This window comes from Streptomyces uncialis, from assembly GCF_036250755.1.
GTDB classification, from domain to species: domain Bacteria; phylum Actinomycetota; class Actinomycetes; order Streptomycetales; family Streptomycetaceae; genus Streptomyces; species Streptomyces uncialis.
The window spans coordinates 3,096,278-3,108,332 of sequence record NZ_CP109583.1 but is presented as its reverse complement, the minus strand read 5'-3'; the positions used below and the strand labels follow the sequence as shown (position 1 = coordinate 3,108,332).

11 protein-coding genes are annotated in these 12,055 nt (G+C 73.4%); 7 read left to right on the top strand and 4 right to left on the bottom strand.

Annotated features, from left to right (window positions below; translation table 11 throughout):
• The first annotated feature begins 6 nt into the window (after nt 1-6).
• The 7 genes from OG711_RS12580 to OG711_RS12550 all read left to right on the top strand — a co-directional run bounded on the left by OG711_RS12580 (nt 7) and on the right by OG711_RS12550 (nt 9,600).
• Complete coding sequence (locus OG711_RS12580; protein ID WP_329559273.1) at nt 7-1,131, top strand: iron-siderophore ABC transporter substrate-binding protein; 1,125 nt, start codon at nt 7-9, stop codon at nt 1,129-1,131.
• Between the two features lie 69 nt (nt 1,132-1,200).
• The gene (locus tag OG711_RS12575) at nt 1,201-2,283 is read left to right on the top strand and encodes a FecCD family ABC transporter permease (RefSeq protein WP_073784944.1); all 1,083 of its coding nucleotides are present in this window, start codon (nt 1,201-1,203) and stop codon (nt 2,281-2,283) included.
• Between the two features lie 3 nt (nt 2,284-2,286).
• Nucleotides 2,287-3,474 (top strand): FecCD family ABC transporter permease, encoded by a 1,188-nt coding sequence (locus OG711_RS12570; RefSeq protein ID WP_329559272.1) that lies wholly within the window; start codon nt 2,287-2,289, stop codon nt 3,472-3,474.
• Nucleotides 3,475-3,851: 377 nt separating this feature from the next.
• Nucleotides 3,852-4,673 carry an ABC transporter ATP-binding protein gene (locus OG711_RS12565; protein ID WP_405674837.1) on the top strand — a complete coding sequence of 274 codons (822 nt, stop codon included), beginning with the start codon at nt 3,852-3,854 and terminating at the stop codon, nt 4,671-4,673.
• Nucleotides 4,670-6,526, top strand: coding sequence for an ABC transporter ATP-binding protein (locus OG711_RS12560; RefSeq protein WP_329559271.1), 1,857 nt, complete (start codon nt 4,670-4,672; stop codon nt 6,524-6,526). Before OG711_RS12565 ends, OG711_RS12560 begins: the two co-directional genes overlap by 4 nt.
• Nucleotides 6,523-8,706: an ABC transporter ATP-binding protein gene (locus OG711_RS12555; RefSeq protein WP_329559270.1), complete on the top strand. Its 2,184-nt coding sequence runs from the start codon at nt 6,523-6,525 to the stop codon at nt 8,704-8,706. The genes OG711_RS12560 and OG711_RS12555 overlap by 4 nt, the downstream gene beginning before the upstream one ends.
• A gap of 3 nt (nt 8,707-8,709) precedes the next feature.
• Nucleotides 8,710-9,600, top strand: a complete 891-nt coding sequence (locus OG711_RS12550) for a siderophore-interacting protein (RefSeq protein WP_073784947.1) — start codon at nt 8,710-8,712, stop codon at nt 9,598-9,600.
• Between the two features lie 42 nt (nt 9,601-9,642).
• Here OG711_RS12550 and OG711_RS12545 read toward each other — a convergent pair whose 3' ends face one another.
• From OG711_RS12545 to OG711_RS12530, 4 genes are all read right to left on the bottom strand, one after another.
• Nucleotides 9,643-10,272, bottom strand: coding sequence for a hypothetical protein (locus tag OG711_RS12545; RefSeq protein WP_329559269.1), 630 nt, complete (start codon nt 10,270-10,272; stop codon nt 9,643-9,645).
• A gap of 172 nt (nt 10,273-10,444) precedes the next feature.
• Nucleotides 10,445-10,858, bottom strand: a complete 414-nt coding sequence (locus OG711_RS12540; protein ID WP_073784949.1) for a DNA-binding protein — start codon at nt 10,856-10,858, stop codon at nt 10,445-10,447.
• Complete coding sequence (locus OG711_RS12535; RefSeq protein WP_073784951.1) at nt 10,855-11,118, bottom strand: CopG family transcriptional regulator; 264 nt, start codon at nt 11,116-11,118, stop codon at nt 10,855-10,857. The genes OG711_RS12540 and OG711_RS12535 overlap by 4 nt, the downstream gene beginning before the upstream one ends.
• 235 nt (nt 11,119-11,353) lie before the next feature.
• Entirely contained in the window at nt 11,354-11,989 is a 636-nt protein-coding gene (locus OG711_RS12530; RefSeq protein WP_329559268.1) for an SMI1/KNR4 family protein, read from the bottom strand.
• Nucleotides 11,990-12,055: the final 66 nt, after the last annotated feature.

The following is a 12,055-nucleotide window of genomic DNA, read 5'->3' as shown; positions in this document are numbered from 1 at the left end:
AGAACCATGTCCCTACCCACGGCCGTGCCGACGGCCGCCGCACCGACCCGGACGCCCCGCCGCGCCAGGGTCTGGACCCGTGCCGCGGGACTGGCGGTCGCCGCCGCCCTCGTCCTCACGGGCTGCGGCGGAGGCAGCTCCGCGGAGGGCTCCGAAGGGGACGGCAAAGCCGCCGACAAGAGCGCCGCCGCGTTCCCGGTCAGCATCAAGCACGCCCACGGCACCACCAAGATCACCGAGAAGCCCAAGCGCGTCGTCGCCGTCAGCTGGATGAACCAGGACATCGTGACCGCCCTCGGTGTCCTCCCCGTCGGGGTCGACAAGCAGTGGGGCGGCGACAAGGACGGCCACACCCCCTGGTTCCGCACCGCCGCGGAGAAGCTGGGCGGCGAACTCCCCGAGACCCTGAACTACGGGGACTCCGGCGAGATGGACTTCGAGCAGATCCTGTCCCTCGACCCGGACCTGATCGTCGGCCTGTACTCCGGCATCACCGACGTCGACTACAAGCGGCTCACCGAGATCGCCCCCACGATCCCCTATCTGAAGCGGCCCTTCGACGGCGGCACCTGGCAGGACATGACCCGCACCATCGGCAAGGCCCTCGGCGAGAACACCAAGGCCGAGCAGCTGGTCACGAAGACGGAGACCGTGCTCGCCGGCGTCGCCAAGGAGAACCCCCAGTTCAAGGGGAAGACCTTCACCTACGGCACCGCCCTCACCCCCGGCTCCACCGAAGCCGGTCTGTATGTCGACTACGACCCCAGGGTCCGGCTGCTGAACGAGATGGGCTTCGAGAACACGCCCTCCCTGGACGTCATCAACGCGGGCGTCAAGGGCACCAACTTCTACGGCGGCGTCAGCCTGGAGAAGCTCGACACGGTCAAGGCCGATGTCTTCGTCGGCTGGGCCTACGACCCCAAGGAGGTCCCGTACTCCCTGAAGGACCCCCTCTTCAAGCGCTGGAAGCCCATCGCGGAGAAGCGGTACGCCTTCGTCGAGACCGCCGAACTCGGCATGGCCGTCAGCGCGCCGACCGTGCTGTCGATCCCCTGGGCCATGGAGCGGTACGTGCCGCTGCTCGCCGACGCCGTCGCGGGCAAGGGCAGGTCCGACACCCAGGGCTCCTGACCCGTCCCCAGGGCTCCTGACCCGCCCCGACATCCGGTCCACCCCGCACAGCCACCACGAGGATCACCCGTGACGACCGCATCACCTCCCGGTGGGAACACCATCGCGCGGCGTGCCGAGCCAGGCCCGTACTCCGGTACGGGCCTGGTCCCGCGCCACCGGCACCGCTTCCTGGTCCTGCTGGCCGCCCTCGCGCTGCTGCTCGCGATGTCCGTCCTCAGCCTCATGGTCGGCGCCCGCGCCATCGCCCCGTCGACCGTGTGGGACGCGCTGTTCCACTTCGACGTGTCCGTCGACGAACACGCGATGGTCCGCGAGCTGCGGCTGCCGCGCACGGTGATCGGACTGCTGGTGGGAGCCGCGCTCGGGCTGTGCGGGGCGCTCATCCAGGCGTTCACCCGCAACCCCCTCGCCGACCCCGGCGTCCTCGGCGTCAACGCGGGCGCCGCGTTCGCGGTGACCTTCGCCGTCGCCGTCCTCGGCCTCACCGACCCCGCCGCGTTCGTCTGGTTCGCCCTCGCCGGGGCCTTCGGGGTGACCGTCCTCGTCTACACCCTCGGCTCGCTCGGCGCCGACCGCGCGACCCCCGTGAAGCTCACCCTCGCCGGTGTCGCGCTCACCGCCGTGTTCAGCGGACTGACCTCCGCCCTCACCCTCAAGAGCCTGGCCACCCTCGACATCATGCGGTTCTGGGGCGTCGGCTCCATCGGCGGGCGCCGCCTCGACATCCTCACCGTCGCCGTCCCCCTGATCGGCGTCGGCATCCTCGTCGGCCTGCTCACCGCCCGCTCCCTGAACGCCCTCGCGCTCGGCGACGACAGCGCCCGCGCCCTGGGCGTGCCGATCGGCGTGACCCGGGTCGCCGTCGTCCTCTCCGTCACCCTGCTCGCCGGGACGGCCGTCGCCGTCGCCGGACCCATCGCCTTCGTCGGACTGATGGTGCCGCACGTGGTGCGCTGGTTCACCGGCCCCGACCAGCGCTGGATCCTGCCCCTGACCCTGGTCGTCGCCCCCTCCTTCCTGCTGGCCGCCGACATCGTCGGACGGATCGTGCTGCCCAACGGGGAACTGCGGGTCGGCCTCGTCACCGCCCTCGTCGGCGCGCCCGTCCTCGTCGCCCTGGTCCGGCGCCGCAACGTGAGCGGACTGTGAGCGATGAGCACCCACCCCACCCGGAAGCGTGAACCCGCCGTGACCCCCGCCCCGCACCCCGGTGAGCCGCCCGCACCCGTCCGGGACACGGACGCGCCGGACCTCACCAAGCGCCCCGTACCCGCCCCCGGCCGGGGTGAGCCGCCCGCGCACGTCGACTTCGGCCGCACCACCTGGGCCTGGCGGCGGGCCGGCACCGCGCTGCGCGTGGACCGCCGTTCCGTACTGGTCTGCGCCGCCCTCGCCACCGCCGTCCTCGTGCTCGGGGTGCTGACCCTCGGCACCGGGTCCATCTCCCTGAGCCCCGGCCAGGTCGTGACCGCGCTCCTCGACCCGGACTCCGACCGGCGCGCCCGGCTCGTCGTGGTCGACTGGCGACTGCCCCGGCTGCTGTTCGCCCTGATCTGCGGGGCCGCGCTGGCGGTCAGCGGCGCGATCTTCCAGTCGCTCACCAAGAACCCGCTCGGCTCCCCCGACATCATCGGCTTCTCGTCCGGCTCCTACGCCGGGGCCAGCGTCGTCATGCTGCTCCTCGGCTCCGCCAACTACCTCGCCGTCGGCGCCGGATCACTGGTCGGCGGGGCCGCCGCCGCCCTGCTGGTGTACCTGCTCGCGTACCGCGGGGGACTGCACCCGTTCCGGCTCATCATCGTCGGTATCGCCGTCGGCGCCGGACTCAGCTCCATCACCTCGATGCTGCTGCTCTCCGTCGACCCCCAGGCGGCGATGCTCGCCGCCACCTGGGCCGCCGGGTCGCTCAGCGGTCTCGGGTTCACGGAACTGGGACCCGCCGCCGTCGGCTTCGTCGTCCTGACGCTCTGGTCCGTCCTGGTCGTACGGCCCCTGGTCCAGCTGGAGATGGGCGACGACGCGGCCGTGGCCCTCGGCGTCCGCGCCCACCGGGTACGGCTCAGCGCGACCCTTGTCGGGGTCGCGCTCACCGCGCTGGTGACGGCCGCCGTCGGGCCGATCGCGTTCGTCGCGCTGGCCGCCCCGCAGATCGCCCAGCGGCTGACCCGGAGTTCCACGACGCTGCGGATCGTGCCCGCCGCGCTCACCGGGGCGCTGATCCTGGTCACCGCCGACTACGCCGCCCAGCGCCTTGAGCTGCCGGTGGGGGTGGTCACCGTCTGCGTCGGCGGGCTCTACCTCGCCTGGCTGCTCGCCCGGCAGTACGCGACCCGCCGATGAAGCCCGCCCCGCCGCCCGCACCGCCCTCCCGAGGACCCCAGATGCCGCCGAAGACCGACCACCCCGGCCCGGACCCCGCACCCGCGCCGGACCTCATGACACCCGCCCCGGCCCCCGTACCCGCCCCGGACCCCGTACCCCGGCCGGAATCCACGGCACCCGCCCCGGCCCCCGTACCCGCGCCGGACCCCGTACCCGCGCCGGACCCCATACCCGCGCCGGACCCCGTACCCCGGCCGGAATCCACGGCCCCCGCCCCGGACCCCGTACCCCGGCCGGAATCCGCGGCACCCGCCCCGGAACCCGTACCCGCCCAGGAATCCGGCGTACCCGCGCCCGCCCCGGAAGCCACCGCGCCCGCGCACCGCCCCGGCCCCGTGCCGCCGCCCGCGCTCGCCGATGTGCCGCACGCCCGGCTGGAGGTACGGGACGCGACCCTCGGGTACGCCCGCCACCCCGTCGCCGAGCACCTGGACCTGCGGATACCGGAGGGCTCCTTCACCGCGATCATCGGCCCCAACGCCTGCGGCAAGTCGACCCTGCTGCGCGCCGTGGCCCGGCTGCTGACGCCCACCGCCGGACAGGTGCTCCTCGACGGCAAGGCCATCTCCGAGTACCGCTCCAAGGAGGTCGCGCGCCGCCTCGGACTGCTGCCGCAGACCTCCCTCGCCCCCGACGGCATCAGCGTCGCCGAGCTCGTCTCCCGGGGCCGCTACCCGCACCAGAAGCTGACCCGTCAGTGGACCGCCGAGGACGAACGCGCCGTCGCCGCGGCGATGGCCGCGACCTCCGTCACCGATCTGTCCGGCCGGCTCGTCGACGAACTGTCCGGCGGCCAGCGCCAGCGCGTCTGGGTCGCCATGGTGCTCGCCCAGCAGACCCCCGTCCTCCTGCTGGACGAGCCGACGACGTTCCTCGACATCGCCCACCAGATCGAGCTCCTCGAACTCTTCACGGACCTGCACCGCTCCGGGCGCACCCTCGTCGCCGTCCTGCACGACCTCAACCACGCCGCCCGGTACGCCACCCATCTGATCGCCATGCGCGACGGCCGGGTCGTCGCCGAGGGCCCGCCCGCCGAGGTCATGACGGCCGACCTGGTGCGCGAGGTCTTCGAACTGCCGTGCCGTGTCGTGCCAGACCCCGAGACCGGCACCCCCATGGTCGTCCCGCTCGCCCGCCGCCGGGAGACCCCGTGAGCCCCGGGAAAGGGCCGGGCCGCACCCGCCGCACGGACGACGCCGGGGCCCGCGACCTCTTCCGGATCGCGCTGCTGCGCGGCGGACGCGGTCTGCGCCTCGGCCTCACCACCCTCGCGTTCATGCTCCACCAGCTCTGCGAGGCGCTGGTGCCGATCCTCATCGGCGTCGTCATCGACCGCGCGCTGGAGCCGTCCGACCCCGCCGCCCTGCTCCGCTGGCTCGCGGTGCTCGCCGTCGTGTTCCTCACCCTGTCGCTCTCGTACCAGCGTGCCGCCACCGCGATGGTCGGCGTCTACAGCTACGCCGAGCACGATCTGCGCCAGCTCACCATGACCCGCCTGCTCGACCCGTACGGACTGCGCCGCCGCCCCGGACCCGGCGAGGCGCTGTCGCTGGTCACCTCCGACACGTACCGGGTCGCGGGCGTCTCGTGGAGCGTCGTCGAACAGGCCGCCACGATCACGGCGATCCTGACGGCGTCGACCGCGCTGCTGCTCATCTCCGTCCCGCTCGGGGTCGGGGTGATCGTCAGCACGGTGCTCGTGCTGCTGCTGATGCGGCGGCTCGCGATGCCGCTGGAGGCCCGCGGTCTGACCGAACAGGGCTCCGCGGCCCGCGCCGGCGAGGTCGCCACCGACATGATCACCGGGCTGCGGGTGCTCGCCGGGATGAACGCCCAGAGGGAGGCCGCCGCCCGGTACCGGACCGCGAGCGACGCGTCCCGGCGGGGCGCGGTCGCCGCGTCCCGCGCCGTCCTCGCCTACTCGGCCCTCAGCCTGCTGCTGTCCGGTGTCTTCCTCGCCGCGCTGGCCACCGCGTCCGGCTATCTCGCGCTCGACGGACAGCTCACCATCGGCCAGCTCGTGACCGTCCTCGGACTCGCCCAGTTCCTCCAGGGCTCCCTCGCCCACGTCGGCACCTTCGCCTCCAACTGGGCCCACAAACGCGCCTCCGCCCGCCGTATCGGGACCTTCCTGGCCGAGCCGCCGCTCATCACTCCGCCGGTCACCTCGCGGGGGGACGCGGGGGAGCAGGGTCCGGCCGCCGGGACGGGTACGGGTACAGCCACCGGCACGGGTACGGGTACGGGTACGGGTACGGCCACCGGTTCGACCACGGGCACCGGCACCCGCACGGGCACCACGGACACCGGCGTAGGACTCCCGCCCGGTGCCGTACCCCGTCCCCGTACCGCCCCGGTGGTCTGGTGCCCGCCGGGTCACCCGACCCCGGTGGAGGTACCGCCCGGCGCGCTCGTCGGGATCGTCCCCCGGCATCCCGCGCACGCGCGGTCCCTCAGCGACCGGCTGGCCGGCCGGGTCCCGCCGGTCAGGGGCGAGCTCCTGATCGACGGGGCCGACGCCGTCGACCTCGGCCCCGAGGCGGTCCGCGCCCATATCGCGGCGCCGCCCCACCAGGGCACCCTCTTCTCCGGCACGCTGCGCGCCAATCTGACCCCGCCGGGCGGCACCCCCGACCCCGTCGTCGTCCGCGCGGCGATGCTGGACGACGTGCTGGAGCACATCGGCGGCCCCGACGCGGACATCGGCGAGCACGGCAGCCGACTCTCCGGCGGCCAGCGCCAGCGGCTGCTCCTCGCGCGGGCGCTGCACGCGGACGCCCCCGTCGTCGTCCTGGACGAACCGGCCACCGCGGTCGACCCGGTGACCGAACGGCGGATCGCGGAAGGGCTCAGGGAACTCCCGGGCACCACCCTGCTGATCACCACGAGCCGCATCCTGCTCTCCACCTGCGACCACGTCGTGGACCTCACGGACGCGGCCGACGACGACCCCGCCGCGCACGACGACGGCACCCCGGACGACGCACGGGAAGGGGCTCTCCGGTGACGTCGACGACCCCCGCACCCGGACCCGTACCCGACCCGGACACCGACACGGAGCCGGACATGGCCACGCCCCCCGACGACCCGACCACCACCCCGCCCCCCGGCACCACCCGCACCACCCGCACCACGGACACCACCGTCAAGCCTGCGGCCGAGGAGACCGCCGAAGGTTCCGCCGGAGGCACCGGCGGAGGCACCGGCGAGGACACCGCATCCGAAGGTGCTGGGCCGGGCGACACCGCACCCGAAGGCACCGGGCCGGGGGATACCGCACCCGGCGACACCACACCCGGCGACACCGCACCCGACGAAACCCGGCGGCTCCCCGTCGCGACCCCGGCCCGTACCCGGCAGGAGATCGTCCAGCGGCTCGGTCTGCACCGCAAGCGGCTGACGCTCACCCTTCTCGTGCTGCTCGCGGGTACGGCGATCACCCTCACCACCCCGCCGCTGCTGGGCGCGATCGTCGACGCGGTGGCCGGCCAGGCGGGACGCGGCCGGATCACCGCCCTCGGCGCCGGACTCGTCGCCGCCACCCTCGTCGGCGCCGGTCTCACCTACCTCGGTGGCCGGATGCTGGTCGGGCTGGTCCAGGACACCCTGGCCGGACTGCGTGAGGACGTGTTCGACGCGGCGGTCCGGCTGCCCGCCGACACCCTGGAGTCGTCGGGCAGTTCGGACGTGGTCTCCCGGGTCACGGGCGATGTGGAGGCGGTCTCCGAGGCGGCGTCCGGGGTGCTGCCGCAGATCACCGGCGCGGCCCTCACCATCGTCCTGACCGTGGCGGGACTGGCCGTCCTGGACCCGCGTCTGGCGCTCGCCGGACTCGTCTGCGTCCCGTTCCAGTGGCACGCCACCCGCCGCTTCCTCGCCCGCTCGCACGAGGTGTACGGGGACATCCGCCGGCTGGAGTCCACCCGGGGGCAGACGGTCATCGAGGCGGTCCGGGGCGCCGAGACGATCCGCGCCTACCGCACCCAGGGCACGCACCTGGCCGAACTCGCCGGGCGCAGCGAGAAGGCCATAGCCCGCCAGCGCGACGGCGTACGGCTGCGCAACCGGTTCTACGGCTGGCTCAACGCGGCGGAGTTCGTGGGCCTGGCGGCCGTCCTGGCCACCGGGTACGTCCTGCTCGGGCGGGACGCCATCACCCTCGGCACGGCGACGGCGGCGGCACTGTACTTCCACCGGCTGTTCGACCCGGTCGGCGTGCTGCTCACCAGCCTGGACGACATCCAGCGCGCCACGGTCGGCCTGGCCCGCCTGGTCGGCGTCACCGACCTCGCCCCGGTACGGGACCACTCCCTGGTAACGACCCCCGTACCCGTACCCGCACCCGCACCCGCACCTGACCCCGTCCCCGTCCCCGTCCCGCGCGAGGCCACCGCGGACCGGGCACCCGGCCACGTCCCGCCCCCGGACATCGCCGTGACCGGGGTCTCGTACACGTACCCCGGTGCCACCCGGCAGGCGCTGCGGGACATCGACCTCACGATCCCCGGCGGCACGACCGTCGCCCTGGTGGGCGCCAGTGGTTCGGGCAAGAGCACCCTGGCCCGGCTGGTCGCGGGCGTCGGCCGCCCGGACCGGGGCCGGATCACGGCCGGAGCGGGGACGGGGTCCCGGTACCTCGTCACGCAGGAGGTCCACCTCTTCGGCGGCACGCTGGCCGACAACCTCCGGCTGGCCCGGCCGGACGCCACCGACACCGAACTGACCGCCGCGCTCAAGGAGACGGGCGCGCACTGGGCGCTGGAACCGGGCCGTGGCCTCGGAGCCGTACTGGGCGGCCCCGACGGCACACCCCTGGACGACGGTTCGGTCCAGCACCTGGCGCTGACCCGGGTCCTGCTGGCCGACCCGCCGGTCCTCGTCCTCGACGAGCCCACCGCCGAGTCGGGCCCCGCGACCGGCGCCGTCCTCGGCGAGGCACTCGCCCGGGTCACCCGGGACCGGACCAGCGTGATCGTCGCCCACCGGCTGGAACAGGCCCGCGACTGCGACCACATCGTCCTGCTGCGGGACGGGCAGGTGACCGAACAGGGCACCCATACGGCGCTCCTGGCCGCGGCGGGCGAGTACGCGTCGCTGTGGCGGGCCTACACGAACGAGACCGACCACCGCACCGCACCGGGACCGAGCACCGGCGCGGTCACCCCCGGAACCGACAAGGAGCACTGAACCGTGGACATCTACCGAGCCGCCGTCGCGAGGGTGCAGCCCCTCACCGCCACCATGGTCCGCGTGACGCTGACCGGCGGGGACCTCCCGGCGTTCACCTCGACGGGCGTGGGCGACGAGTACGTCCGTCTGTTCTTCCCGCACGGCCCCGACCGGCACGACCTGTCGCTGCCGGTCGCCACCGAGACGAGCTGGGAGACGCCGGAGGGCCGTCCGACCGCCCCCATGCGGACGTACACCATCCGCGCGGTGCGCCCCGAACTCCATGAGATCGACATCGACTTCGTCCTGCACGACCACGGGGTGGCCGCGACCTGGGCGGCGGCGGCCCAGCCGGGCGACCCGCTGGGTCTGAACACGCCGACCGGGCTCTACGACCCGCCCGCGGACCTGACCCGGCAGATCCTGATCGCGGACCAGACGGGTCTGCCCGCCGTCGCGCGGCTGCTGGAGAACACCCCGGAGCACGTCACCACCCGGGTGATCGTCGAGGTCCCGGACGAGACGTCGGTGCAGCCCCTCCCGGACCACCCCCGGGCCAAGGTCACCTGGACGTACGGCGGCAACGGCCACTCCGCGAGCAGGCTCGCGGAGCTGGTCACCACGGCCCTCCCCGAGGACAGCGACCTCACGGGGACCTACCTCTGGACGGCGGGGGAGACCACCGCCCTGCGCACCGTCCGCAAACACTTCCGCAAGACCCTCTCCCTCCCCTCGGAACGCTTCAAGGTCGTCGGCTACTGGGCCCCCAACGCCGACACCTGGACGGAACGCTGGGAGGCCCTCCCCGCCACGGTCAGGGCGGAACTGGAAGCCCTCTGGGAGGACCCCAAGGACGACCTGGAGGACGTCACCATCGAGTACGAGGACCGCCTCAGCGGCCTGGGCCTCTGACCCCGGGGGGACCTGCCCCCACAGGTCCCCCCCCGCATCCCTCTACTTACCGGGACTCACCGGAGGCGGCGTGACGGACGGCTCGATGGCCGACCGGACGTACACCCGGGTGGTGCCGGGCTCGAACTCATGGACGAAGAGATCGAGGCAGCGCTGCACACGCCGGCCTTCAGGGGTGTCCACATCGTCCTCGCAGACCCCGGTCTGCCGCAGCCCCCGGACGAGGGTCTCCGGCTCGGCCAATCCAAGACGGCCGAAGGCGTCGGCAGGCCGGTAGTCCTTCTCCTTCGGATGGAGGTTCCCGATCATGCTGGTTCCCTCCCGCGTCAGCTGACCGAGGTAGGCGTCCGCCTCCTCACTGGGCAGCACGAAGGCCAGCAGCGCGGAGTCGTACCGCTGCCCGACCTTGTACCCCGACCGCCGGTCCGTGGCCGAGTCCGGCATCCGGATGCCCATCAGCTCGCTGGTCCAGGCGGGGGTGGCGCCCTTCTCCCAGCAGCAGTTCATCTCCTGGTCGATCAGGTCCGACGTCGCTTCCTCGGCGCCCCACATGAGCACCCCGAACACGGCGGCGCCGAAGGCGAGGAACCCCACGGCAAGCCCGGCGACGATCTGCCGCCCCCGCCGCCGCTCGGCCCGCCACCCGCCGGCCTGGGAGCTGGAACTGTCCATCCGCGGTGCCTACCGCCCCTTCTGCTGTTCACGACCGGGATCCGTACGGTCACCCGCACGCCCGGGCTCGTCCGGCTGCGGCAGCGGGCCGTGGTTCGGGGTGGCGCCGCCCAGGTCGTGGTGCTTCACGGACCACCGGCGCGCGGCTCGGCTCCGAGGGCAGCGCTCGTGGTCAGACCTTGATGACGGTGACTCGCCCGCCGCAGAGCATGGTGATGTCCTCGGGGTCGGAGGTGAGGACCGTGACCGGGCCGGGGGCAGCGAGGGCGGTGGCGCCGAGCATGGCGTCGATGGCGTACTTGTGGCCGTGCAGACCGGCATCCGCGAGCAGCGCGGCGGCCTGCCGGGCCACGGCCTCGCTGATCGGCTCGACCACGATGCGGGAAAGTGTCCACTCCAGCGCGGGACGGTTGATACGCGGGTGGACGACCTCGACCAGGGCGGCCGCCGACGTGATCACACGCAGGTCATCGGCGCGGGCCAGAGCGAGCCAGCCGGTCACCGTTCGGTCCCGCAGGACGGCCTTGGCCAGCCCTTCGCTGTCGAGGACGAGAGTGCCGCCGGGAACGGCGGGACCCCGTGTCACGCGGCGTCCGCCCCGCTCCGCGCCTGCTCGCTCCGGGCCCGGTGGAGCTGATCGCGCACGGACTGGATCTCCTCGTCGGTGATGGGTCCGTGCTCGGCCTCGGCGACCTGGATGACCTCGTTCAGGTTGTCGCGCTCGATCTGACGGGCGACGGCGGCGGCCACGTACGCGGACAGACCTGAGGGCCCGCTGCGGACCTTGGCGGCCTCGGCGACATCACGCGGCATGGTGATCGAGTACTTGCCGGTAGGTTCGCTCATGCCACTTATCCTACCTCTTGCCCTCCTGCTCGCCGAAGTGCGGCGTCTCAGCTTGCGTCGTGGCGGGCGCCGAAGGTGCACATGCCCGGTCCGGGGCTTGGCCGAGCTGACGGCGTAGGGCGACACGTCCAAGCCCGACCATGTCCGCACCATGACGAAGCCCTGACGAAGCCTGACGAACAAGCACAGCGGGTGGCCCCCGCCCCTCTCGTACCGGGGCGGGGGCCACGGCGTTTCAGTGGATCCGCCGCCAGAGCTCGCCGGCCTCGTCCAGGCCCGGGTTCCCGGGGTCGTCCCACACCAGGCAGTCCCACACCAGACCGGGCACGTCGGAACCCATCAGGTCCGGGGGCCCCGCGGTCAGGGTGCGGTGGACTGTCTCCAGGTAGGCGGCGACCGACGGATAGGCGGGTCCGCCCGCGGGCTCGTCCACGATCGACCACTCGCCGACACCGCGCTTGCTCGCGTAGAGACCGTGCTCGGGCCCCGCCTCGTCCCGGGTCAGCCACGGCACCACCTGGGCGCCGCCCCAGCCGTCCCCGCCCCCGGACGCGGGCAGCCGCAGCCCCAGTGCCTGTGCCGGAGGGAGGATCACCCCGCCGGGCAGGAACGCCCCGGAGCCGACCTCGCCTTCCTCATCGGCTTCGATGAGCTGGTGCTCCACGCCACCGCACAGTCGCCACAAGGCCGCCAGTTCGGGCGGCAGTCCGAACCCGAGTCGCTGCCGTAGGGCCGCATCGGCATTCGTGATGTCCTTCTCCGGTACCGGCGGCAGGAGCGACGCGAAGGACAAGGACGCATGTACGGCGAGCCATTCAGTCAGAGCCTGCCAGGCTTCCGCGGTCCGCTCGACCCTGTGTTCTCCGGGCATGGGCCGATCCTAAAGAGCGGGGACGGACGGATGAATCCCGGCCGCGAGCAACAGCGATACCGTGCA

Excerpts from the sequence above, each read along its gene's own strand:
- OG711_RS12535 (WP_073784951.1), bottom strand. The coding sequence starts at position 11,118 with ATGAGCGAACCTACCGGCAAGTACTCGATCACCATGCCGCGTGATGTC.
- OG711_RS12570 (WP_329559272.1), top strand. The coding sequence starts at position 2,287 with ATGAGCACCCACCCCACCCGGAAGCGTGAACCCGCCGTGACCCCCGCC.
- OG711_RS12545 (WP_329559269.1), bottom strand. The coding sequence starts at position 10,272 with ATGGACAGTTCCAGCTCCCAGGCCGGCGGGTGGCGGGCCGAGCGGCGG.
- OG711_RS12530 (WP_329559268.1), bottom strand. The coding sequence starts at position 11,989 with ATGCCCGGAGAACACAGGGTCGAGCGGACCGCGGAAGCCTGGCAGGCT.
- OG711_RS12580 (WP_329559273.1), top strand. The coding sequence starts at position 7 with ATGTCCCTACCCACGGCCGTGCCGACGGCCGCCGCACCGACCCGGACG.